The 22430-nt window shown below is 75.8% G+C and carries 23 protein-coding genes and 1 pseudogene; 11 read left to right on the top strand and 13 right to left on the bottom strand.

Annotated features, from left to right (window positions below; genetic code table 11):
• Window position 1 precedes the first annotated feature (1 nt).
• Window positions 2-1015 (top strand): acyltransferase family protein, encoded by a 1014-nt coding sequence (locus ACRYR9_RS07245; RefSeq protein WP_432493801.1) that lies wholly within the window; start codon window positions 2-4, stop codon window positions 1013-1015.
• A gap of 81 nt (window positions 1016-1096) precedes the next feature.
• Here the strand turns inward: ACRYR9_RS07245 and ACRYR9_RS07240 are convergent, their stop codons facing one another.
• Together ACRYR9_RS07240 and ACRYR9_RS07235 are read right to left on the bottom strand one after the other, a co-directional pair.
• Window positions 1097-2758: a solute symporter family protein gene (locus ACRYR9_RS07240; protein WP_432493803.1), complete on the bottom strand. Its 1662-nt coding sequence runs from the start codon at window positions 2756-2758 to the stop codon at window positions 1097-1099.
• On the bottom strand, window positions 2755-3120 hold the full coding sequence (locus tag ACRYR9_RS07235) for a DUF485 domain-containing protein (RefSeq protein WP_432493805.1): 366 nt from the start codon (window positions 3118-3120) through the stop codon (window positions 2755-2757). Before ACRYR9_RS07235 ends, ACRYR9_RS07240 begins: the two co-directional genes overlap by 4 nt.
• Before the next feature lie 231 nt (window positions 3121-3351).
• On the opposite strand from ACRYR9_RS07235, the gene ACRYR9_RS07230 reads away from it, so the two are divergent.
• Both ACRYR9_RS07230 and ACRYR9_RS07225 read left to right on the top strand, forming a co-directional pair.
• Entirely contained in the window at window positions 3352-4272 is a 921-nt protein-coding gene (locus tag ACRYR9_RS07230; RefSeq protein WP_432493807.1) for a diacylglycerol/lipid kinase family protein, read from the top strand.
• Between the two features lie 58 nt (window positions 4273-4330).
• On the top strand, window positions 4331-5047 hold the full coding sequence (locus ACRYR9_RS07225; protein WP_432493809.1) for a hypothetical protein: 717 nt from the start codon (window positions 4331-4333) through the stop codon (window positions 5045-5047).
• On the opposite strand, the gene ACRYR9_RS07220 is transcribed toward ACRYR9_RS07225, so the two are convergent.
• Complete coding sequence (locus ACRYR9_RS07220) at window positions 5002-5619, bottom strand: DUF7711 family protein (protein ID WP_432493811.1); 618 nt, start codon at window positions 5617-5619, stop codon at window positions 5002-5004. The two genes, ACRYR9_RS07225 and ACRYR9_RS07220, sit on opposite strands and share 46 nt — an antisense overlap.
• A 72-nt stretch (window positions 5620-5691) precedes the next feature.
• Between ACRYR9_RS07220 and ACRYR9_RS07215 the strand changes: the two genes are divergently transcribed.
• Window positions 5692-6195, top strand: coding sequence for an OsmC family protein (locus ACRYR9_RS07215; RefSeq protein WP_432493812.1), 504 nt, complete (start codon window positions 5692-5694; stop codon window positions 6193-6195).
• A gap of 38 nt (window positions 6196-6233) precedes the next feature.
• On the opposite strand, the gene ACRYR9_RS07210 is transcribed toward ACRYR9_RS07215, so the two are convergent.
• A complete protein-coding gene (locus ACRYR9_RS07210) occupies window positions 6234-7334 on the bottom strand; it encodes an aldose epimerase family protein (protein WP_432493814.1) in 1101 nt (366 codons plus the stop codon).
• Window positions 7335-7412: 78 nt separating this feature from the next.
• Window positions 7413-8120 carry a uracil-DNA glycosylase gene (locus ACRYR9_RS07205; RefSeq protein ID WP_432493816.1) on the bottom strand — a complete coding sequence of 236 codons (708 nt, stop codon included), beginning with the start codon at window positions 8118-8120 and terminating at the stop codon, window positions 7413-7415.
• A gap of 115 nt (window positions 8121-8235) precedes the next feature.
• Here ACRYR9_RS07205 and ACRYR9_RS07200 point away from each other — a divergent pair, with 115 nt between their 5' ends.
• Together ACRYR9_RS07200 and ACRYR9_RS07195 are read left to right on the top strand one after the other, a co-directional pair.
• Entirely contained in the window at window positions 8236-8541 is a 306-nt protein-coding gene (locus ACRYR9_RS07200; protein ID WP_432493884.1) for a DUF3263 domain-containing protein, read from the top strand.
• Window positions 8542-8953: 412 nt separating this feature from the next.
• Window positions 8954-9157, top strand: a complete 204-nt coding sequence (locus ACRYR9_RS07195; RefSeq protein ID WP_432493818.1) for a cold-shock protein — start codon at window positions 8954-8956, stop codon at window positions 9155-9157.
• A gap of 46 nt (window positions 9158-9203) precedes the next feature.
• On the opposite strand, the gene ACRYR9_RS07190 is transcribed toward ACRYR9_RS07195, so the two are convergent.
• The gene (locus ACRYR9_RS07190; RefSeq protein WP_432493820.1) at window positions 9204-9794 is read right to left on the bottom strand and encodes a YceI family protein; all 591 of its coding nucleotides are present in this window, start codon (window positions 9792-9794) and stop codon (window positions 9204-9206) included.
• A 351-nt stretch (window positions 9795-10145) separates the two neighbouring features.
• On the opposite strand from ACRYR9_RS07190, the gene groL reads away from it, so the two are divergent.
• Complete coding sequence (gene groL, locus ACRYR9_RS07185) at window positions 10146-11774, top strand: chaperonin GroEL (RefSeq protein WP_432493822.1); 1629 nt, start codon at window positions 10146-10148, stop codon at window positions 11772-11774.
• A gap of 106 nt (window positions 11775-11880) precedes the next feature.
• Window positions 11881-13167, top strand: a complete 1287-nt coding sequence (locus ACRYR9_RS07180; protein ID WP_432493824.1) for a D-arabinono-1,4-lactone oxidase — start codon at window positions 11881-11883, stop codon at window positions 13165-13167.
• A 23-nt stretch (window positions 13168-13190) separates the two neighbouring features.
• Here the strand turns inward: ACRYR9_RS07180 and ACRYR9_RS07175 are convergent, their stop codons facing one another.
• From ACRYR9_RS07175 to cofC, 4 genes and pseudogenes are all read right to left on the bottom strand, one after another.
• The gene (locus ACRYR9_RS07175; RefSeq protein ID WP_432493826.1) at window positions 13191-14147 is read right to left on the bottom strand and encodes a hypothetical protein; all 957 of its coding nucleotides are present in this window, start codon (window positions 14145-14147) and stop codon (window positions 13191-13193) included.
• A gap of 399 nt (window positions 14148-14546) precedes the next feature.
• Window positions 14547-15158 (bottom strand): suppressor of fused domain protein, encoded by a 612-nt coding sequence (locus ACRYR9_RS07170; protein WP_432493828.1) that lies wholly within the window; start codon window positions 15156-15158, stop codon window positions 14547-14549.
• 8 nt (window positions 15159-15166) lie between these two features.
• Window positions 15167-16456: pseudogene (cofG, locus tag ACRYR9_RS07165) on the bottom strand (7,8-didemethyl-8-hydroxy-5-deazariboflavin synthase CofG); the annotation flags it as partial.
• A 53-nt stretch (window positions 16457-16509) separates the two neighbouring features.
• Window positions 16510-17148: a 2-phospho-L-lactate guanylyltransferase gene (cofC, locus tag ACRYR9_RS07160; protein ID WP_432493830.1), complete on the bottom strand. Its 639-nt coding sequence runs from the start codon at window positions 17146-17148 to the stop codon at window positions 16510-16512.
• Window positions 17149-17210: 62 nt separating this feature from the next.
• Here cofC and ACRYR9_RS07155 point away from each other — a divergent pair, with 62 nt between their 5' ends.
• From ACRYR9_RS07155 to ACRYR9_RS07145, 3 genes are read left to right on the top strand one after another with little or no spacing between them, the layout of a single operon-like run.
• Entirely contained in the window at window positions 17211-17672 is a 462-nt protein-coding gene (locus ACRYR9_RS07155; RefSeq protein WP_432493832.1) for a molybdenum cofactor biosynthesis protein MoaE, read from the top strand.
• Between the two features lie 44 nt (window positions 17673-17716).
• Window positions 17717-18799 (top strand): FO synthase, encoded by a 1083-nt coding sequence (locus ACRYR9_RS07150; protein ID WP_432493834.1) that lies wholly within the window; start codon window positions 17717-17719, stop codon window positions 18797-18799.
• An 8-nt stretch (window positions 18800-18807) separates the two neighbouring features.
• Window positions 18808-20268 (top strand): flavin-containing monooxygenase, encoded by a 1461-nt coding sequence (locus ACRYR9_RS07145; RefSeq protein WP_432493836.1) that lies wholly within the window; start codon window positions 18808-18810, stop codon window positions 20266-20268.
• Window positions 20269-20277: 9 nt separating this feature from the next.
• Here the strand turns inward: ACRYR9_RS07145 and ACRYR9_RS07140 are convergent, their stop codons facing one another.
• From ACRYR9_RS07140 to moaA, 3 genes are read right to left on the bottom strand one after another with little or no spacing between them, the layout of a single operon-like run.
• Window positions 20278-20982, bottom strand: coding sequence for a hypothetical protein (locus tag ACRYR9_RS07140; RefSeq protein WP_432493838.1), 705 nt, complete (start codon window positions 20980-20982; stop codon window positions 20278-20280).
• A 5-nt stretch (window positions 20983-20987) separates the two neighbouring features.
• On the bottom strand, window positions 20988-21275 hold the full coding sequence (locus ACRYR9_RS07135) for a MoaD/ThiS family protein (RefSeq protein WP_432493840.1): 288 nt from the start codon (window positions 21273-21275) through the stop codon (window positions 20988-20990).
• Window positions 21276-21277: 2 nt separating this feature from the next.
• Window positions 21278-22345, bottom strand: a complete 1068-nt coding sequence (gene moaA, locus ACRYR9_RS07130; RefSeq protein ID WP_432493886.1) for a GTP 3',8-cyclase MoaA — start codon at window positions 22343-22345, stop codon at window positions 21278-21280.
• Between the last annotated feature and the right edge of the window lie 85 nt (window positions 22346-22430).

Below are 22430 nucleotides of genomic sequence, written 5' to 3'. Positions count from 1 at the left end.
CGTGGACGAGCGCCGGGACGCCGCCGTCGAGACGCTGCGCGGACTCGCGTGCGTGCTCCTCGTGCTCTTCCACGTGCGTGGTGACGATGCCACCTCGGGGTTGCGGTTGGGCCCGGAGAACCCGTGGTCCTACGTCGTGGACTCCGTGGCGTACCTGCGCATGCCGTTGTTCACGTTCCTGTCCGGGTTCGTGTACGCCGCGCGGCCCAACCGCGGTCCGGTGGGCTCGTTCACCCGTGGCAAGGTGCGCCGGCTGCTGGTGCCGATGCTCGTCATCGGCACGGTCTTCGCCGTGCTGCAGCAGGTGAGCGGTCATCGGGCCGGTGGTTCCGGTGGCACGCCCTGGTACCTGTGGCACGTGCTGCCGGTGGCGCACTTCTGGTTCCTGGTGGCGGTCTTCTGGGTCTTCCTGGTCGTCGCCGCCCTGGACCGCAGGGGGTTGCTACAGCGGCCGGCCGCCGCGGCCGGCGCCTTCGCCGCGAGCGCGGCGGCGCACCTGACGGTGCCGTCGGTCCCGGACGTGCTGGGGTTGCGCAGCGCCCTGTACCTGGCGCCGTTCTTCCTCGCCGGACTGGCCGCACGGCGGTTCTCCTGGCAGAGCGCGCCGCGGTGGCTCAAGGTCGCCGTGGTGGCCGTGGCCGTGGCCGGCGCGGCGCTGACGCAGGCGGGTCTGCTCGGGGTCGTCGAGCGGACCCCGGTCCGGGGTGCGGTGGCCGTCGTCCTCGGGGCCGCGGGTTGCCTCTCCCTGCTGCTGCTGCGCTGGCGGTTCCGCCCGCTGGTGCTGGTGGGAGCCTTCTCCTTCACCGTCTACACCTGCCACGTGTTCGCCACGTCGGGGACCAGGACGCTCCTGTACGCCGCCGGCATTGAGGCGGTGACCGTCCACGTGCTCGCCGGGACCGCCTCCGGCCTGACGTTCGGGGTGCTCGTGGAACTGCTGGCCCGCCGCCGGCCGTGGCCGGCGTTCCTGCTGCTGGGGCAACGGTTGCCGTCGCCGGCGCCTACCCGCACCTGACTCCTCCGCGCAGCGGCGAGCGGACGCACGAGGGCCCCGCCGCGATCACGCCGCAGGGCCCTCGTCGCGCGCTACCCGCTGTCAGTGCTGCACGGCCTTCTCCGCGCCCGCACCGGTCAGCGAGCGCACCTCCATCTCCGCCGCGCGCTTCTCGTTGCCCCTCTCGCGGCCGGTGACCGAGCCGAGCCAGCCGAGGAAGAACGCCAGCGGGATCGTCACCAGGCCGGGGTTCTCCAGGGGGAACCAGGAGAAGTCCACGCCCGTGTCGCGGATCATGGACAGGCTCACGCCGTTCTCGTCCACCTTGCCGGAGACGACGGGGGAGAACGCGATGAGCACCATGCAGGAGATCAACCCGCCGTAGGTGCTCCACAGCGCGCCGCGGGTGGTGAAGCGCCGCCAGAACAGCGAGTACAGGATGGTCGGCAGGTTGGCGCTGGCGGCCACCGCGAACGCCAGCGCCACCAGGAACGCCACGTTCTGCCCGTTGGCGAAGATGCCGCCGACGATCGCGATCGCCCCGATGACGACGATCGTGATGCGCGCGACGCGCACCTCGGCGTTGGGGGCCACGTCCCCCCTCTTGATGACGCTGGCGTAGATGTCGTGCGCGAACGAGGCGCTGGCGGTGATCGCCAGGCCGGCGACGACCGCGAGGATCGTCGCGAACGCGACCGCCGCGATGATGCCCAGCAGGATCGTGCCGCCGAGCTCGTAGGCCAGCAGCGGCGCCGCCGAGTTCGCCCTGCCCGGCGCCGCGCGGATCACGTCCGGGCCCACGAGGGCCGCGGCCCCGTAGCCGATGACCAGCGTGAACAAGTAGAAGACGCCGATGATCCAGATCGCCCAGACCACGCTGCGGCGGGCCTCCTTGGAGCTGGGGACCGTGTAGAACCGCATGAGCACGTGCGGCAGGCCTGCGGTGCCCAGGACCAGCGCCAGCGCCAGCGACAGGAAGTTCAGCTTGGAGACCTCGCTGCCGCCGTACTGGGCGCCGGGTTCCAGCAGCGCCTCGCCGGCCGAGCCGGGGGCGGCCACGGCTGCGCCGAGCACGTCGGAGAGGTTGAACCCGTAGCGGGCCAGCACCCACACGGTCATCACGGCCGCACCCACCACGAGCAGGCACGCCTTGATGATCTGCACCCAGGTGGTGCCCTTCATGCCGCCGACGAGGACGTACAGCACCATGAGGGCGCCGACGACCGCGATGACGACGTTCTGGCCGGCGCGGGAATCGATGCCCAGCAGCAGGGCGACCAGGCCGCCGGCGCCGGCCATCTGCGCGAGCAGGTAGAAGAACGACACCGCGAGCGTCGAGATCGCCGCCGCGGTGCGCACGGGCCTCTCCTTCAGCCGGAAGCTGAGGACGTCCGCCATCGTGAACCGGCCGGTGTTGCGCAGCAGTTCCGCCACCAGCAGCAGCGCCACCAGCCACGCCACGAGGAACCCGATGGAGTAGAGGAACCCGTCGTAGCCGTAGATCGCGATCGCCCCGGCGATGCCGAGGAAGCTCGCCGCCGAGAGGTAGTCGCCGGCGATGGCCACGCCGTTCTGCGGGCCGGTGAAGCCGCGCCCGCCGGCGTAGAAGTCGGCGGCGCTGCGGTTGTTGCGGCTGGCCTTGATGACGACCGCCAGCGTCACCGCGACGAAGGCGGCGAAGATGGCGATGTTGACGGCGGGGTTGCCGATGTCCGTGCCGCTCGCGGCGGCCGCGGGCAGGGCGGCGGGCAGGGTCGCGCTCACCGGGCACCACCCTCCACGCGTCGGCGCAGCTCCTCCGCGGCCGGGTCGAAGTGCTTGTTCGCCCACCGCACGTACGCGGTCGTGATGGCGAAGGTCGACACGAACTGCCCGAGCCCCAGGAGCAGGCCGACGGTGATGTTGCTGTCGCCGATGCGGGTGCCCATGAAGCCGTGCGCGTAGTCCGCGAGCAGCACGTACGTCGCGTACCACACCAGGAACAGCGCCGACAGGGGCAGGACGAAGCGGCGGAACCTCCGACGCAACGCCTGGAACTCGGGGGAGTCGAGCACTTCCTCGTAGGGAGTGCGGCCCTCACCCGCACCGGCCGGCGGGCCGCTCGATCCGTGGTCCGTCGTGCTCACCAGAACCTCCTCGTCCTGCCGGGGACCGTCCCCCGGCCGTGAGGACGGTCACGCTAGCGGCCCCGGGTCTCCCGGCGTGCGCGAAACGCCGGGACCGGTTCCGGAATGGCGGAAGAGCTTTCCGGAACGCGGTGCGGGCTCCTGACCGATGCGCGACACCCCGCCCTGTGAGGTCGCTGTGCAGTGCGGTTCCCCGGGCACGCCCGGTCCCGCCCCCGCGTTGATCCCGGCGTGGGAACGCAGCAGCAGGGAGAGCACCCCGACGGGATCCTGGCCGTCGTCAACGCCGGTGCGGGGTCGGCGCGCGCCGCCGCCGTCGAGGCGGTCGTCGGCGAGCTGGGCCGCGAGGCCGACGTGGAGCTGCGCCGCACCCACGGCCTGGACGACCTGCGCGACGCGCTGCTGGGCGCGGACGGCCGCCGGCTGGTGGTGCTCGGCGGCGACGGCAGCCTGCACGCGGCCCTGCAGCTGCTGTGGGACGCCGGTGCCACGCGCTCGGTGGGCCCGCTGGGCATCGTGCCCCTGGGCACCGGCAACGACCTGGCCCGCTCCCTGCACCTGCCGCTGGACCCGGTGGCCGCCGCCCGCATCGCCGCCACGGGCAGCCCGCGCGAGCTTGAGCTGCTCGTGGACGGCCACGAGCGCATCACCGTCAACACCGTGCACGCCGGCATCGGCGCGGCGGCGACCGCCAAGGCGCAACGGCTGAAGAAGGTCCTGCACGCCGGTGCCTACCCCGTGGGGGCCCTGTGGGCGGGGGTCGGCGCCGGCCGCGGCTTCCGGTTGCGCGTGGAGGTCGACGGCCGCGTCGTCACCACCGGCGAGCGGCCCGTGCTCGTCGTGGGCATCGGCATCGGCGGCACCATCGGCGGCGGCGCGCCCCTGGTGCCCGCCGCCGACCCCCACGACGGCGTCGCCGACGTCGTGGTCTCCGCCTCCACCGGCCCGCTGGCGCGGGTGGGCTTCGCCGCCGGGCTGCGCCGCGGCGTGCACGTGGAGCGCCAGGACGTGATCACCTCGACCGGCAAGGTCGTGGAGGTCACGGCCCTGGACGGCACCTTCCGGCTCAACTCCGACGGGGAGGTCAGCGACCCGCAGCGGTTCGAGCGCTTCGAGATGCACGCCGACGTGTGGCGGGCCGTCTGCCCCTGAGGGTCACCGCTCGCTGGGTGAACTGTCGCTGAGGGTTCACCTGGTGTTCCATGGCGCCATGCAGACGCGACGACTCCCGCTGGCGACCGGTGTCGTGCTCTGCGCGCTCACCTCCTTGACCCTCAGCGCTGCCCACCTGCTCAACCACGCCACGGTGAACCACCGGCTGCTCGACGCAGACCTCGAGAACAACGTCCCGACGTGGTGGTCCGGTGTCCAGTTCGCCGCCGCGGCGCTCGCCGCGCTCTGGGCCGTGGGTGCCGTCGCCGGGCGCCGACGGGTCGCCTGGCTCGGCGTCGCCGCGTTGTGCACCGCCCTCAGCCTCGACGAGGTCGCCTCGCTGCACGAGCACGCCGGTCGCCGCCTCGGTGCGGAGACCACCCTGTCGCTGACCCAGCCGCTCGCGGCGCTCGCCGTCGCCGTCGGCCTGCTGGTCGTCGCCCGCCTGACCGGCGGGGCCGCGGGCCGTGTCCTCGTGCTCACCACTGCCGTCCTGCTGACCTCGCAGACGTGCGCGAGCGTGGCTGGGCTCTTCGCCACCGGGAGGACGACCTTCCTGCTGGAGGCCGCAGAGGACCTCACCGAGAGCCTCACCGGCTGCGGGCTCCTGCTGGCGGGACTGCTCGCCGCCGGTCGGCGCGTCGATGTGCGCCCCACCGCGCTGCGCGTGGAACTGCTCGAGTGGTGGGGGGCGCCGGGGGGAGGGGACGGGCGGAACCCGCGCCCCGCTCACCGGCGTGAGTCGCGCGTGCCCGCGTCCAGCAGCTCCAGGTAGCCCCTGACCGCGGCGGCCAGGGCGTCGGCCCACCCGACCGGCGAGCCCGGTGCCCAGCGGTGCGCGTCGTGCTCGGCGCTCGTGCGGCGCACCGCGGCCAGGCTCGCCGTCAGCTCCGCCTCCAGCCGCCGGGCCAGCTCGTCCGGCGAGGGGGCCGGCGGGCGCAGGTCCTCTGCCGCGCCCTCGCCCACGGCCCGCAGCACGTCCTCGTCCGTCCCGTCGGCGGCGCTCCACAGCCGCACCGGGCGGGTGACCGCGTGGTTCCACACCGGCTGCCCGGCGGCGCGGAACACCAGGTGCACCGGGCGCCGGGTCAAGCCCGAGGCGGCCAGCCACTGCCCCGCGCCCGGCGGCACGGTGCCCCACGCGCAGTCCTCGGCGCTCTCGGCGCAGACCAGCGCCACGCTCACGCCGCCGTCGTCGGGGACCTCCTCCACCGGCGGGCCCAGCAGCGGGCCCCACAGCCACGCCTCCACCACCCGCAGCCGCACGATCCCCGCCGGCTGCGCCGCCACGTGCGCGCAGCGCTGCGCCACCTGCTCCGCCGTCCGCACGGCCGTCGCCCGCTTCACCGCGCCAGTGTCGGGCACGCACCCGCACCCGCTGGTTGCGGCCCCCGCCGCGGCGGGGCCTAAGGTGCCCCGGTGGACGCGACCGAGCTCAGGGCCCTGCAGAAGCCGTTGAAGGACAAGTACCGCGAGGACCCCGGCTCCGCGGCCGTGCCCGCCCGGGCCGTGGCGGTCCTGGACGGGCAGTCCATCGGGGTCTCCGTGGACGGCTTCGCCGGCACCACCCGCGCCGGGCTGCACCCCGCCGCCGGCGGCGACGGCACCGAGGCGTGCTCGGCGGACATGCTCTGCGAGGCCGTCGCGGCCTGCGCCGGGGTGACGCTGCGCAGCGTCGCCACCGCCATGGGCGTGCAGCTGCGCGGCGCCAGCGTCACCGCCGAGGCCACCTGGGACGCCCGCGGCACCCTCGGCGTGGACCGCTCCGTCCCCGTCGGCATCACCGACGTCACCGTCACCTTCGACTTCACCTCCGACGCCGACGAGGAGACCGAGGCGAAGATGGTCTCCCTGGCGGAGCGGTACTGCGTCATCGCCCAGACGCTGCGCACGCCGCCGACCCTCACCGTCCGGCGCGCCTGAGCGGCGGGCCCCGCCGCCGGGGCCCGCCGCTCGCGCCCTCAGTCGCCCGAGGAGGCGCTGAAGACGAAGGTCGTGCTCGTCGCGAACACCGCGCCCGGGCGCAGGACCGCCTCGCCGAGCCCGCCCCCGGTGAACGCCGGCCGGTTCACCGCGTCCGGCAGCAGCTGCGTCTCCAGGCACAGCGCGTCGCCCTGGCGCACCGGACGGCCCTCGACCGTGCGCCAGGCGCCGTCGAGGAAGTTGCCGGTGTACAGCTGCAGGCCCGGCGCGTCGGTGCGCACCCGCAGGCGCCGGCCGCTGCGCGGGCCGCTCAGCTCGGCGACGGTGCGCTCCCCGGTGCCGGCGTCGTCCAGCACGAGGCAGTGGTCGTAGCCGCTGGCGCGCAGCAGCTGCTCGTCGGCGTCGCGCAGCCGCTCGCCCAGCCGGGTGGGGGTGCGGAAGTCGAACGGCGTGCCGGTGACGTCGCGCAGCTCCCCGGTGGGGATGAGGTCCTCCCCGACGGGGACGTACCGGGAGGCGTGCAGCCGCAGGACGTGCTCCTCCACCGTGCCGGGCCCGTCGAGGGTGAAGTACGCGTGGTTGGTGAGGTTCACCGGCGTCGGCGCGGTGGTGGTGGCGCGGTGCTCCAGCCGCAGCCGCACCCCGTCGGCGTCCTCGGCCAGGGTGTACGTCACCTGCGCGGTCAGCTCGCCGGGGAAGCCCATGTCGCCGTCCGGGCTGCGCAGCGTCAGCCGCACCGCGGGGCCCTCGCCGCCGCTGACCTCCTCGGCGTCCCACACCCGCTGGTCGAAGCCCTCCGCGCCGCCGTGCAGCGCGTTGGGGCCGTCGTTGACCGGCACCCGGTGCTCGACCCCGTCGACGCTGAAGCGCCCGCCGCCCAGGCGGTTGGCGACCCGGCCCACGACCGCGCCCGGGTAGCCCTCGGCGGCCTCGTAGGAGGCCACGTCCGGCAGGGCCACCACGACGTCGCCCAGCGCCCCGGCGGCGTCGGGCACCCGCACCCGGTGCAGCGCCGCGCCGCGGGTGAGGACCTCGGCGCTCGCCCCGGAGGGCAGGCGCAGCTCCCAGCGCTCCACGGGCTCCCCGCGGCGGGTGCGCCCGAAGGGCGTGCGGCTGACGGTTGCGGTGGGTGCGTCCATGGGGCGCATCGTGCCGTGTCCGGCGGGCGCGGCTGCGCCCAGGGGGCGCGGCCCGGGGCGCGGCTCAGGAGTCGCGGCTCAGGGGTCCAGGCGCCAGTCGACGCCGTCGCCGCCGGCCTCGCGCAGCAGGGCGTCCACGCGGCTGAAGGGCCGCGAGCCGAAGAAGCCGCGCGAGGCGGACAGCGGGCTGGGGTGCACGCCCGCCACGACGGGCACGTCGCCCAGCAGCGGCTGCACCGACTGCGCGTCGCGGCCCCACAGCAGCGCCACCAGCGGGCCGCCGCGCGCGGCCAGCGCGGTCACCGCCGCGTCGGTCACGGCCTGCCAGCCCAGGCGCCGGTGCGAGCCGGCGTCGCGGGCGCGCACGGTCAGCGCCCGGTTCAGCAGCAGCACGCCCGAGCGCGTCCAGGCCGTCAGGTCGCCGTGCTCGGGCGGCTGCACGCCGGTGTCCTCGCGCAGCTCCCGGTAGACGTTGACCAGGCTGCGCGGCAGCGGCCGCACGTGCGGCTCGACGGCGAACGCCAGCCCGATCGGGTGACCGGGCGTGGGGTAGGGGTCCTGCCCGACCAGCAGCACCCGCACGTCCTCGAACGGCTGGCGGAAGGCGCGCAGCACGTGCTCGGGGCGCGGCAGCCAGGGGCCGGGCTCGGCGGCCAGGCGCTGCGACAGCTCCGACAGGTGCGGGCGCACCGGGGCCAGGGCGCGCGCCCAGCCCGCTTCCAGGTCGTCGATGCCCAGGCCCGCCGGGTCGGGCAGCGGCTCGGTCCGCGGGGTCTGCTGGGGCACGCCGGGACGCTAGCGCGCCCCGCCCCGCCCCGCGCGCCGCGACCGGCGGGTGTCGGAGGGGCCTCCTAGAGTGGGCGGCGTCGTCAGGAAGGGGCGGGTCGTGGACGGGTCGCAGGTGCAGGTCGGCGCGACGGCGCGCGAGGAGGGCGCCGGGCAGCCCGGGGCCGGCAGCGGGCTCAGCCGCCGCGACGCCGAGCTCCTGGCCTTCGAGCGGCAGTGGTGGAAGTACGCCGGGGCCAAGGAGCAGGCGGTGCGCGAGCTGTTCGACCTGACGCCCACGCGCTACTACCAGGTGCTCAACGCCCTCATCGACACCCCCGAGGCGCTGGAGCACGACCCCATGCTCGTCAAGCGGCTGCGCCGGATGCGCTCCAGCCGCCAGCGCGCCCGCTCGGCGCGCCGCCTGGGCGTGCAGCCCTGAGCCGCCGGGAGCAGCAGCGCCCGCGCCAGCTGGCCGCCCGCCGGGGCGCGCACCGCACCCGCCGCGGGCCGGCGGGGGTGCTGCTGGTGGTGCTGGCCTGGTCGGTGCTGGTGCTGCTCGTGGTGGCCGGGGCGGTGCTCGCGGTGCGCCGCCTCGCCGACGGGCTGCTCGGCGGCGTGACCGGGCTGCTGTGAGCCGTCCCGCGGCTCCCGCGGATCCGCCCGGGTGAACCCTGCCCCAACGGCCCCTCCCCGCACTAACCTGGGCAGCGGTCGATCAGTTCGATGAGCACGTCCTCCCCGGGGCCGGCACGTCGGGCGTCGCCCACGGCCTCACCGCCGCGGGCAGCGTGAGACCCGCCCCCGGGCGATGCCGGGGACGTCCCGCTCGCTGCACCACCCAGGAGAACGCAATGGCTCAGGGCACCGTGAAGTGGTTCAACGCCGAGAAGGGGTACGGCTTCATCACCGTGGACGACGGCGGCGCCGACGTCTTCGTGCACTACTCGTCGATCTCCGCCGACGGCTACCGCTCCCTCGAGGAGGGGCAGCGCGTCGAGTTCGAGGTCGGGCAGGGCCAGAAGGGCCCGCAGGCCGAGAACGTCCGCGGCCTCTGAGCCGTCCGGCGCCGGCGGTCCGCCCCGCGGGGCGGGCCACCGGCGCTCAGGCGGCGGGTGCCGGCACCGCGGACACCTCGAACTCCAGCAGGACGGTCTCGGACAGGAGCACCCCGCCGGTCTCCAGGGGTGCGTTCCAGACCACGCCCCAGTCGCGGCGGTCGATCCTCGTCGACCCCTCGAAGCCCACCCGCGTGGTGCCGAAGTGGTCCTTGGCGGCGCCGGTGTGCTCGAAGTCGATGGCGACGGGGCGGGTCCTGCCCTTGATGGTCAGGTCCCCGGTGACGCGGTAGTCGCTGCCGCCCAGCGGCTGCACGTGCGTGGAGCGGAAGCCGATGCGCGGGTGCGCGGGGGCGTCGAAGAAGTCGTTGGTGCGCAGGTGCTCGTCGCGGTGCGGCTCGCGGGTGTCGATGCTCGCCACCTCGATCAGGACCTGCGCGCTCGAGGCCTCCGGCCGGGCGAAGTCCAGGTGGGCGCGGCCCTCGAAGCGGGTGAACTGCCCCCGCACCTTGGTGACCATGGCGTGCCGGGCGACGAAGCCGATGCGGCTGTGGGTGGGGTCCAGCAGGTACTCGCCCGACAGGTCGTCGGTGCGGCGCGTCTTCAGCGCCTGGATCCGCAGCGGCAGCTCGGACACGTCTCTCCTCACGCGGGGGCCGGCCCTCGGGGTGGGCCGGAGCGGTCCTTCGACGGTCCCACCGGTTCGCTCGGGACACCAGACGCCGTCCGGGTGAGCGTGCACCGGCGCGGCGCAGAGGTCCGGAGAGCGCCGGGGGGTTTGCACTCGGAGGGGGAGAGTGCCAACATTGGCGCTGGCACTCTCGAGTCGAGAGTGACAGCACCAGCAGCACCTCGACCCGGGAGCGAAAGCTCCGGGCCGGACCGGTGAGGCCGGTCGCGCGGGGGACGTGACCCCGTCGCCGCCGGTCGTCCGTCGCGGGCACCGCTCCGGCCACCCACCGCCCGTCTTCTGGGAGGAACACCAGGCATGAGCAAGATCATCGCCTTCGACGAAGAGGCCCGTCGCGGTCTCGAGCGCGGGATGAACCAGCTCGCCGACGCTGTCAAGGTGACGCTCGGCCCCAAGGGCCGCAACGTCGTCCTGGAGAAGAAGTGGGGCGCCCCCACGATCACCAACGACGGTGTGAGCATCGCCAAGGAGATCGAGCTCGAGGACCCGTACGAGAAGATCGGGGCCGAGCTGGTCAAGGAGGTCGCGAAGAAGACGGACGACGTCGCCGGTGACGGCACGACGACCGCGACCGTCCTGGCCCAGGCGCTCGTGCGCGAGGGCCTGCGCAACGTGGCCGCGGGTGCGAACCCGATGGGCCTCAAGCGCGGCATCGAGAAGGCCGTCGAGGCCGTGACCGAGCAGCTCGTGGCCGCCGCCAAGGAGGTCACCACCAAGGAGCAGATCGCCGCGACCGCCGGCATCTCCGCCGGTGACGCCTCCATCGGCGAGCTCATCGCCGAGGCCCTCGACAAGGTGGGCAAGGAAGGCGTCATCACCGTCGAGGAGAGCAACACCTTCGGCCTGGAGCTCGAGCTCACCGAGGGCATGCGCTTCGACAAGGGCTACATCTCGCCCTACTTCGTCACCGACGCGGAGCGTCAGGAGACGGAGCTCGAGGACCCGTACATCCTCATCCTGAACTCCAAGATCTCCACGGTGAAGGACCTGCTCCCGCTGCTGGAGAAGGTCATGCAGTCCGGCAAGCCGCTGGTGATCGTGGCCGAGGACGTCGAGGGCGAGGCCCTGGCGACCCTGGTCGTCAACAAGATCCGCGGCACCTTCAAGTCCGTGGCCGTCAAGGCCCCCGGCTTCGGCGACCGCCGCAAGGCCATGCTCGGCGACATCGCCATCCTCACCGGTGGCCAGGTCATCTCCGAGGAGGTCGGCCTCAAGCTCGACACCGCGGACCTCGACCTGCTGGGCCGCGCCCGCAAGGTCGTCGTCACCAAGGACGAGACCACGATCGTCGAGGGTGCCGGCGACGCCGACGCCATCGCCGGCCGCGTGGGCCAGATCCGCGCCGAGATCGAGCGCAGCGACTCCGACTACGACCGCGAGAAGCTCCAGGAGCGCCTCGCCAAGCTGGCCGGCGGCGTGGCCGTCATCAAGGCCGGCGCGGCGACCGAGGTCGAGCTCAAGGAGCGCAAGCACCGCATCGAGGACGCCGTTCGCAACGCGAAGGCGGCCGTCGAGGAGGGCATCGTCGCCGGTGGTGGCGTGGCCCTCATCCAGGCCGGCGTGCTGGCCTTCGACAAGCTCGACCTCGTCGGGGACGAGGCGACCGGCGCGAACATCGTCAAGGTCGCCATCCAGGCCCCGCTGAAGCAGATCGCCATCAACGCCGGCCTCGAGGGCGGCGTCGTGGCGGAGAAGGTCAGCAACCTGCCCACCGGTCACGGCCTCAACGCCGCCACCGGCGAGTACGTGGACCTGCTCGAGGCCGGCATCAACGACCCGGTCAAGGTGACGCGCTCCGCGCTGCAGAACGCCGCCTCCATCGCGGGCCTGTTCCTGACCACCGAGGCCGTCATCGCCGACAAGCCGGAGAAGGCGGCCCCGGCCGCTGCCGGCGGCGACGGCGGCATGGGCGGCATGGACTTCTGAGTCCCGCCGCACCACCAGCACCACCCGCGAGGGCGGTCCTCCACCAGGGGGGCCGCCCTCGCGGCGTTGCCGCCCGGCCCCCGTGTGCATCGATTACCGTGCGCGGGTGAGCACCGCGACGACGTCGTCCACCGGCACCGGCGAACCCGGCCTGAACTGGGCGAGGAACCACCGCTACACCGCCGCCCGCCTGCACCGGCCCCGCAGCGTCGAGGAGCTGCAGGAGCTCGTCGTGCGCACCGGGCGGCTGCGCGCACTGGGCACCCGGCACTGCTTCAACGACGTCGCCGACTCCCCGGGCGACCTGGTCACCCTCCAGGCGCTGCCCACCGAGGTGCACGTCGACGCCGCCGCGGGCAGCGTGCGCGTCAGCGCGGGCACCAGCTACGGCGTGCTCGCGCAGCGCCTGCACGACGCCGGGTGGGCCCTGCGCACCATGGCCTCGCTGCCGCACATCAGCGTCGGCGGTGCCGTCGCCACCGCCACGCACGGCTCCGGCGACCGCACGCAGAACCTCGCCGCCGACGTGCGGGCGCTGGAACTCGTCGGCGCCGACGGCGAGCGGCGCCGCACCGAGCGCGGGGACGCGGAGTTCGCCGGCAGCGTCGTGGCCCTCGGCGCCCTCGGCGTCGTCACCGCGCTGGAACTGGACGTCGTGCCCACCTACGAGGTGCGCCAGGACGTCTACTCCGGGTTGTCCTTCGACGCGTTCACGCGCAACTTCGACGCCGTCACCTCCGCCGCGCACAGCGTCAGCGTCTACACCACCTGGGTCGGCGAGGACACCGCGCAGGTGTGGCTGAAGACGCGCCTGGCCGACTCCGCGGACGCCCCGGCGGAGCTGTTCGGCGCGCACCGGGCGAACGAGCCGCTGCACCCGCTGCCGGAGGTGGACGTGCTCAACGCCACCGAGCAGCTCGGCGTGCCCGGGCCCTGGCACGAGCGGCTGCCGCACTTCCGGTTCAGCTTCCAGCCCAGCAACGGCGAGGAGCTGCAGGCGGAGTACCTCGTGGAGCGCGCCCACGTCCTCACCGCCGTCGCGGAGCTGCGCCGCCTGGGCCCGTCGATCGCCCCGCTGCTGCACATGTGCGAGGTGCGCACCGTCGCCGCCGACGACCTGTGGCTGTCCTCGTCGTACCAGCGCGACGCGGTGGCGTTCCACTTCACCTTCAAGCAGCGCCAGCCGGAGGTGCTGGCGGCACTGGAGAGCGTCGAGGACGCCCTGCTGCCGCTGGGCGCCCGCCCGCACTGGGGCAAGCTGTTCACCGCGGGCGCGGCGACCCTGGCGGGGCTGTACCCGCGCTTCGCCGACGCCCGTGCGCTGGTGGCCCGCCACGACCCGGCGGGGAAGTTCGCCAACGCCTTCACCGACCGGATCGGCCTGACCGGCTGAGCGTTCACCCCTGCCCGGGAGCGTCAGTCTCGACGCTGGAACACGCGGAGGACGCCGAGGACGCGGCGCAGCACGCCTTGCGGGCGTGGACCCTCTCGAACGTCCACCTGCAGCACCGGGGTGGACGGGGTGACCGGCTCGGAGGTTCGTCCCCGAGGGTTCGCCACGGGTGCGTCCACCTGTGCCGGCGGGGTGGTGAGCTCCACCAGTGGGCTCGCCGGCTCTGCCGACAGCGTCGGCGGCGGTCCGTCCAGACCGTGCGCAGGGGCAGTCGGCTGAGGAGGGTGCCACCGGTTCCGGCTCGTGGACGGGCTGGTGCCTGTGGCCGCCGGCAGGTCCTCCCGGCGGATCCACGCGCCACCGTCCAAGCCACGTGGCAGCCCTCTGGTCCCCGCCGGGACCCACGTGCGCTTTCCCCCCAGAACCTCGTCGAGGAACGTCCGTGCGCTGAGCCGCATCGGGCGCTCGCACCAGCCGCCGCCGTCCGGGCGGTACCACGATCTGGCGGTCAGCCGGCCGTCGTCCTTGCGCACCAGGACGTTGCCGTGGACGTACAGACGAGCGCTGCGCCGGGCCTCTGACCGGGCCAGACGCACCTCCTGCGGACTCGGCAGGTCTGGTTCCTCCCACGGCAGCACCGGCATCGTGCAGTACCGGTCGCCCTCGGGTGCCACCGACAGGCGGACGGCCCGGTGCTCACGCACGGCCTCGTGCACGGTGCGCCCAGAGGCGACGTCGGTGAAGAACCACACGACTTCCGCCCCCAGGGCCTCCCGTGCTGCAGTGCGCGCGGGAACGTCGGTGGGCCAGCGTTGCACCTCCAGGGCGAAGCGGGCGCTGGGCAGGTAGACGTCGGCGTGCGTGGCGGAGTCCTCCAAGTGCGCCTCGTACCCGAGGTCCTCGCACACCCTGCGCAGCCGCTCTTGCAGCCAGCGGTGCTCCACGGACATCGGGCCACCGCCACCGACGCTCGTGCGCACTGCACCAGTCGGTGCGTCACCTGGTTCGAGGACCGCCCTAGCCCCTGCCCTCACGTGACCGCAGTCCTGCCCGCCCCGAGCGCACCTGAGGAAGCGCAACCCGCTGGAGCGACGCACGCTCTCCAGGCGGACCCCGCACCCCACGTGGAAGCACTGGAGAGGTGGGCGCGGAACGGACCTCATCAGCGCCCAGTCGTCGTCGTTCCAGACGCACAGCACCGTCGACGGTTCCCCGACGAGCCGGGCGTACTGCTTCCGGCTGTCGTCAGCGGGCAACCGGTCGGGTTCCGGCGGCGATGAACCGTGGCTGTGGTGCCGAGTGCTCACCCGGGCACTCTGACGCAAGGCTGTGACAGCCGCACGGGGTTCCAGGCCCGGCGTCCCCGACGCCAGTGCCCCTCAGCCCAGCGGCACGGGCGGGCGGGCCGGGTCGGCGACCGCGATCTCCGCGGCGGCGAACCGGTCCTCCAGCGCGTCCAGGCCGTGGCCGTCCAGGAACTCCCGCTCCACCTCGTGGATCGGCACCGCCTGCAGCCAGCGCACCTGCACCGCCTCGTCGAGCCGGTAGCGCGCCAGCCGCGGGAACAGCCCGGGCGCGGTCAGCAGCAGGTGCTCCGCACCCGTGCCGAGCAGTTCCCCCACCACACCGGGGAACACCGCGCCCGCCCGCACCGGCCACGCCTCGGCCACCGCCGTGAACGCGCTGGCCACCAGCAGGGCCGCGGCGTCGTCGGCGTCCACCCCGGCCAGCACCGTCACCAGCTCCACCCGCTCGTCGTGCCGGTCCGCACCGGAACCCACCAGGTTCACCCAGCGGTGCAACGACAGCGTGGACACCGACACGTGCCCGGGGCGCGGCGCCTCGCGCACGGTCAGCACGTCCAGCCAGCGGCGCCCGGAGCTGTCGGAGAACTCCGAGAACTCCGGCGTCGCCTCGCGCCCGAGCTGCGTCGCCGCGAAGCGCGCCATGCGCACCTCGGCGTCGGACGGGGGAGCGGGCTCGGTGCTCACGACGCCACCCGCCCCACCGGCAGGGCCGCCTCGCGCGCCAGGCCCGTGGCCGGGTCCGCCAGCGCGGCCAGCGGCGCGTGCAGCGCCGCGTCGACCCACTCGCCGCTGCCGCCCAGCGCGTCCAGCACGAAACGGGGGTGGGCCGTCAGGCGCTCCGCGAGGCGGAACCCCGCGCCGCGCGTGGTGGCCGCCAGGTCGTCCAGCTGCGGCCACGGGCGCTCGGGGTTCACGTGGTCCGGCGTCAGGGGGGAGACCCCGCCCCAGTCGTCCACCCCCGCGGCGAGCAGCTCCTCGCGCTGACCGGGGTCGGACAGGTTCGGGGGCGCCTGCAGCGACACCGCCGGCCCCAGCAGCAGCCGCGCCACGGCGATCGCCGCCAGGTACTCCTCGTGGCCGAGGTCGTCGGCACCGCGCATCGCCGTGTCGTCCTTGGCCCGGAAGTTCTGCACGATGACCTCCTGCACGCCGTCGTGCTCGGCGGCGACGTCGCGGATCGCCAGCAGCGAGTCCACCCGCTCGGCCGGTGTCTCGCCGATCCCCACGAGGATCCCCGTGGTGAACGGCACCCGGGCGCGCCCGGCGTCGTGCAGCACCCGCAGCCGCAGCGCGGGGTCCTTGTCGGGGGAGCCGAAGTGGACCTCGCCGGGTTCGCTCCACAGCCGCGTCGCGGTGGTCTCCAGCATCATCCCCATCGACGGGGCCACCGCTCGCGAGGAGCGCAGCGCCTCGAACGTCATGACCCCGGGGTTCAGGTGCGGCAGCAGCCCCGTCTCGTCCAGCACCCGGCGCGCCAGGTGCTGCACGTACTCCAGGGTGGTGGCGAAACCCCGCTCGTCCAGCCACCGGCGGGCGGCACCCCAGCGGTCCTCCGGGGCGTCGCCCAGCGTGAACAGCGCCTCCTTGCAGCCCGCGGCGGCCCCGGAGCGGGCGATCGCCAGCACCTGCTCCTCCTCCAGGTACGCGGACGGCACCCGGCCCGGCACGGTCGCGAACGTGCAGTAGTGGCAGCGGTCGCGGCACAGCCGCGTCACCGGCACGAACACCTTGCGCGAGTAGGTCACCACCCCGGCCCGCCCGGCGCGGGCCATCGCCTCGTCGCGGACGGGCCCGGCGAGCCCGCACAGCGCGGCCAGGTCCGCGCCGCGCGCGTGCAGCAGCACCTCCGCGTCCTGGGCACCCAGCTCCCCGGCACGGGCGGCCGCCAGGGCGGAGCGGACCCGCCGCGGCTCCGGCGCGGGCGACGGGTCGGGCGGTGCGGTGGGCGGCGGGGCGGGTGCGCGGCGGTGCGGCGCGGGCAGCGGCGTGCTGGTCACGGGGGGTCCTCCGGGGATCGAGGGGCCGGGGTGGGCGGTCAGGAGGCGCAGGGGGTCACGGGGAGCGCGGCGCCCCGCAGCGCCGCCGCCGTGCGCGGCCCCACGCCCAGGGCGGTGGCCTCGCGCAGCGCTTCCAGGGTGTCCACGTCGCGGCGCAGGCTCGCCAGCGGCGGGGACAGCGGGTGCGCCCCGGCGGCGCGGTGCGCGGCGGCCGAGGCGGCGCCGAAGCGGTGCGGCGGCGGGCCGTCGCGGCGGGCCACCAGGACGCTGCCGTCGCCGTCGGCGTCGGTCACCAGCACGGTGCCGGGGTGCGCCGCGGCGGCGTCCAGGGCGGCGCCGAGGTCCTGCGGGCGCAGGGCGGGCAGGTCGGCGACGAGCACGGCCGTCGGGCCCGGGGCCAGCACCGCCAGCCCGGCGTCCACGGCCCGGGCCAGGCCCGGGCCGCCGGCGGGCAGGACCTGCGCGCCCAGGCCGGCGGCGGCGGCGCGCACCCGCGGGTCGTCGCTGACGCACACCACCCGGGCCACCGCGGCGCAGCGCAGCGCGGCCTCCAGGCAGTCCAGCGCCATCGCCGTGGCCAGGGCCAGGCGCGGGCCGGGCGGCAGGGCCAGCCGCGTCTTGGCGGCACCGCCGCCCTTGACGGGCACGACGACCCGCCAGGTCCCGGAGTCCACCACGCGGGGAGTCTCCCCCACGGCGCACCGCGGCGCGCCCGGGCCCCCGCCCCTACGCTGACCCCGTGGCGACCGCACCCGACACCTCCCGCCTCGACGCGCCCGCCCGCCGGGTGGTCCGGGCGGTGGTCACCGCCGACGCCCTGGACGTCGCTGAGCACGCCGCCCTGGTCGCGGCCGACGCCGCCGGCGCCGTGGTGACCTTCGCCGGGGTCGTGCGCGACCACGACGGCGGCCGCGGGGTGGGGGACCTGCGCTACGTGGGCCACCCCAGCGCCGGGGACGTGCTGGCCCGGGTCGTCGCGCAGGTGGCCGCCGCCACCGACGTGGACGCCGTGGCCGTCAGCCACCGCCTGGGCGACCTGGCGGTCGGCGACGTCGCGCTGGCCGTGGCGGTCTCCGCCGCGCACCGCGCCGAGGCGTTCACCGCCTGCGCGCGCCTGGTCGACGAGGTCAAGGCGCAACTGCCGGTGTGGAAGCACCAGCGCTTCACCGACGGCACCTCCGAGTGGGTCGACTGCCCCTGACGGCCCGCGGCGCCGGTGCGGGCGCGCCGGGTTAGCCTCGCCGCGTGCCCACCGCCGACCTCAGCGCCGCGCTGCGCACCGCCGCCGCCGACCCCGCCCGCCTGAGCGACGCGCACGCCGCGGCCCTGCTCGGCGCCGACGGCCCCGCGCTGGAGGAGCTGTGCGCGATCGCCGACGCCGTGCGCGCCCAGCGTGCCGGCCACGACGTCACCTACGTCGTCAACCGCAACCTGGACACCGAGCGGGTGGGCGCAGGCACTCCCGCGGCGCGGGCCCGGGTGCGCGAGCTGGCCGCCGAGGCGCAGCGCCTGGGCGCCACCGAGGTGTGCGCGCAGGGGCCGCTGCCGCCGGGGGCCCCCGCCGACGGCTACCTGGACCTGGTGCGCGACGTCGCCGCCGGTGCCCCGGGGATCCACTTGCACGCCTTCCGGCCCGCGGAGGTCGCCGACGCCGCCGAGCGGCGCGGCAGCAGCCCGCGCGAGTTCCTCCTGGCCGCGCGCGAGGCGGGTCTGGGCTCGGTGCCCGGCACCGCCGCGCGCATCCTCGACGACGGCGTGCGCGCCCGCCTGGCCGGCCGCCCCGACCTGCCGGTGGCCCGCTGGGTGGAGCTGATCACCACCGCGCACGAGGTGGGCCTGACGTCCACGGCCACGATGGTCCACGGGCACGTGGAGACCCCGGCCCAGCAGGTGGCGCACCTGCGGCTGCTGGCCTCGATCGCCGAGCGCACCGGCGGGTTCACCGAGTTCATCCCCATGCCGTTCGTGCCGCCGCCGGGCGCCGCGCTGCCGGCGGGGTGCCGGCCCGGACCGGACGCGCGGGAGGTGCGGGCCGTGACGGCGGTGGCGCGGCTGCTGCTGGCCGGGCGGATCGAGCACGTGCAGGCGCCCTGGCCGAAGCTGGGCGAGGACCTGGTGGTGCAGCTGCTCGCCGGGGGAGCGGACGACCTCGGCGGGCTGCTCCTGGACGGCGAGCTGGACCCGGCGGCCGGGCAGGAGCAGGGGCTGACGCTGACCCGCGCCGACGTGCAGCGCCTGGCCGCGTCCCTGGGGCGCGGGGTGCGCCGGCGCACCACCCGCTACGGCGACCCCGCCGGTCCGCCGGAGCCGGCCGCCGTCCCGGCGTGAGCGGTGGCGTGAGCGGCGCTGGAGCGCGCGTCGAGGAGGTGGACGTCGCCGTCGTGGGCGCGGGCTTCGCCGGCATCGGTGCGGCGGTGCTCCTGGCGCGCCGGGGCCGGGAGTCCTTCGTCGTCCTCGAGCGCGCCGGCGACGTCGGCGGCACCTGGCGCGACAACACCTACCCCGGGGTGGCGTGCGACGTGCCCGCCCACCTGTACTCCTTCTCCTTCGCCCCCCACCCGTCCTGGTCGCGGGTCTTCGCCCCCGGCGCGGAGATCCACCGGTACCTGCGGGACGTGGCCGCCGAGGTCGCCGACCGGGTGCGGCTGCGCACGCCGGTGCGCTCGGCGCGCTGGGACGCCGGCGCCCAGCGCTGGGACGTCGTCACGAGCGCCGGGCGCCTGCGCGCGCGCGTGCTGGTCCTGGCCGCCGGCCGGCTCACCGAGCCGCGCCCGCCGCGGGTGGAGGGGCTGAGCTCCTTCGACGGCCCGGTGGTGCACTCGGCGCGCTGGCGCGAGGACGCCGGCTGGGACGGCGCGCGCGTCGGCGTGGTGGGCTCCGGTGCCAGCGCCGTGCAGATCGTCCCCGAGCTGGCCCGGCGCGCCGCGCACCTGACGGTGTTCGCGCGCAGCGCCCCCTGGGTGGTCCCGCGCGAGGACCGGCCCTACTCGCCGGCCGAGCGCGCCGCCTTCGCCGCCGACCCGGGAGCCGCGCGGCGCCTGCGCGAGGAGGTGTTCGCGCGCATGGAGACCGGCATCGCCGCCCGCCACCGGGACCCGGAGCAGCTGGCGCAGCTGCGGGCGCGCGCCCTGGAGCACCTGGCCGCCCAGGTGGGCGACCCGGCGCTGCGCGCGGCGCTGACGCCGGACTACGAGGTCGGCTGCAAGCGGGTGCTGCTCTCGGACGACTTCTACCCCGCGCTGCAGCGCCCGGGGGTGCGGTGGGTGCCCTCGGCGCTGCAGCGGCTGGAGGGCCGCACGGCGGTGGCGGCCGACGGCACCCGCACCGAGCTGGACGCCCTGGTGCTGGCGACGGGTTTCACCACCACCGCCCAGCCGTACGCGCAGCTCGTCACCGGCCGCACCGGCACCCTGGCGCAGGCGTGGGCGGGCGGGATGGTCTCGCACGCCTCCACCGTGGTGCACGGCTTCCCGAACATGTTCGTGCTGGACGGCCCGAACGCCGCGCTGGGGCACAACTCCGCCGTGCACGTCATCGAGAGCCAGCTGGGGTACCTGCTGGGCGCCCTGGACCACCTGGCCCGCACGGGCGGGCCGCTGGAGGTCACCGCCGAGGCGCAGCGGCGCTACACCCGTGCGCTGGACGAGCGGGCGGCGGGCACGGTGTGGCTGCGCGGCGGCTGCTCGAACTGGTACGTGGACCCGCGCAGCGGCCGGCTGACGCTGCTGTGGCCGGACACCGCCACGGCGTTCCGCGAGCGCAACGGCACCTTCGACCCGGCGCCGTTCGCGGCCTGAGCCCCCGCGTCAGGTGGGCGCGTCGGGCTCCACGGCCATCGGCCCCTCGGCGTGGTAGGTCACCGGCAGGTGCGGGACCTCGCGGTGCAGGCGCCGGGCCAGCTCCCAGCCGCGGGCGCCCCACGCGGCCCGCGCGGCGGGGTCGGCCCAGCCCCGCTCGGGGCCGTCGGGGCCGCCGAGCAGCGCGTTCCACTGCGCGAGCGCAGCAGCGAGGGCGGCGCTCGCACCCAGGGCGGCGACGTCGACCGGCCGTGCGCGGGCCGGGGCGCCGGGGCCGTCCCAGACCCCGTCGCCGGTCCACGCCGCCAGCACCACCAGCTGGGCCGGGGGCCCGACCGGACCGGCCGGCGCCGGCGGGGCGGGGCGCGCCCCGTCCGGCGCGGTGGCGGACCACCGCAGCGGCCCGTCCTCGACGGGGCGCGGGGCGCCGGAGCCGGGGCGCCAGGCGTGCGCCGCCACGTCGAGGAGCTCGTCCACGCGCGTGTGGTCGCTGGTGAGCGCGGCCAGCGCTTCGGGGCCCACGGCGCCGGTGGCGCCAAGGTGCTCACCGACGGCGAGCACGCCCTGCGCCCCGAGGACGTCGGCGGCGGCGTCCTGCACGAACGTCAGGACCTCGTCGGCCAGGTGGCCGCCGGTGTACGCGCTCTCGGCGAGCAGCCACGTCCGCAGAGCGCGGCGGCGCTCGCTGCGAGCGGCGACCTCGTCGGGCGCCACGCCGCTCAGCCGCCGGCGAAGGGCGGCAGGACGTCGACGACCGCGCCGGTGGGCAGCCGGTCGGAGCGGTCGGCGGCCACGCCGTCCAGCAGGAAGGAGCACGCGGCCAGCACGCGGGTCAGGTCGGCGCCGCGGGAGGCGCCGAGCACGGCGACGAGGTCGCCGACGGTGGCGCCGGCGGGCAGGTCGAGGTGCTCCTCCTCCACGCCGGCGGCCGCGGCGGCGCCGGCGAAGTAGCGCACGCCGACGCGCTGCGCGGCGGCCGGGTGCTGGTCCTGGGCGGTGCTCGTCACGCTCAGCCTCCGATCGAGCTCATGGGCCGGGTGGGGTGCAGGAAGGCGGGGTCGTCGATGTCGTGGCCGGGCAGCTTGCCCCACATCGCCGCCCGCCAGGTCGCGGCGAGCTCGGCGTCGCTCGCGCCGGCGCGCATGGCGTCGCGCAGGTCGGTCTCGGTGGTGGAGAACAGGCAGGTGCGCACCTGGCCGTCGGCGGTGAGCCGGGTGCGGTCGCAGTCGCCGCAGAACGGGCGGGTCACCGAGGCGATGACGCCGACGTCCCCGGTGCGCCCGTCGCGGTCGGTGACGTCCCAGGTCTGGGCGGGGGCGGAGCCGCGGGCGGTGTCGGGGCGGGCGGTCAGCTCGAACTCCGCCCGCAGGGCGGTGAGGATCTCGTCGGCGGTCACCATGTCGCTGCGCTGCCAGGTGCCGTGCGGGTCCAGGGGCATCTGCTCGATGAACCGCAGCCGGTAGCCCTCGCGCAGCGCCCAGCGCAGCAGGGCGGGGGCCTCGTCGTCGTTGGTGCCGCGCAGCAGCACCGCGTTCACCTTCACCGGCCGCAGGCCGGCGTCGGCGGCGGCCCGCGCACCGGCCAGCACGTCGGCGTGGCGGTCGCGGCGGGTGATGGCGGCGAAGCGGGCGGGGTCCAGGGTGTCCAGGGAGACGTTCACCCGGTCCAGGCCGGCGGTGGCGAGCGCGGCGGCCCGCCGGGCCAGCCCGATGCCGTTGGTGGTCAGGGACGTGCGCACGCGCTCACCCTCGGGCGTGCGCAGCGCGGCGCTGGCGGCCACGACGTCCTCCAGGCCGCGGCGCAGCAGGGGCTCACCGCCGGTGAAGCGGACCTCGCGCACGCCGAGCTCGTGCACGGCCAGGGTGACCAGCCGGACGACCTCGGCGTCCTCGAGCACCGCGGAGCGCTCCAGCCACGGCAGGCCCTCGGGAGGCATGCAGTAGTGGCAGCGCAGGTTGCAGCGGTCGGTCAGCGAGACGCGCAGGTCGCGCGCGGTGCGCCCGTGCCGGTCGCTCAGCGGCCCGCTGCGGAAGCGTTCGTCCGTGGCATCGATGCTCCCTCGCCCCGCGGGGCGCAGGGAGGGCAGGCCCAGGTCGACGCTCGTCACGGCTACCACCCTATGCGGCGGGTCTTGGGGGGCTGCCGCATCACCTCCCCGTCAG

This window comes from Kineococcus auxinigenes (assembly GCF_050871525.1).
GTDB lineage: Bacteria > Actinomycetota > Actinomycetes > Actinomycetales > Kineococcaceae > Kineococcus.
Note: the sequence above shows the minus strand (reverse complement) of the source record. Positions and strands in the feature narration are given on the sequence as shown.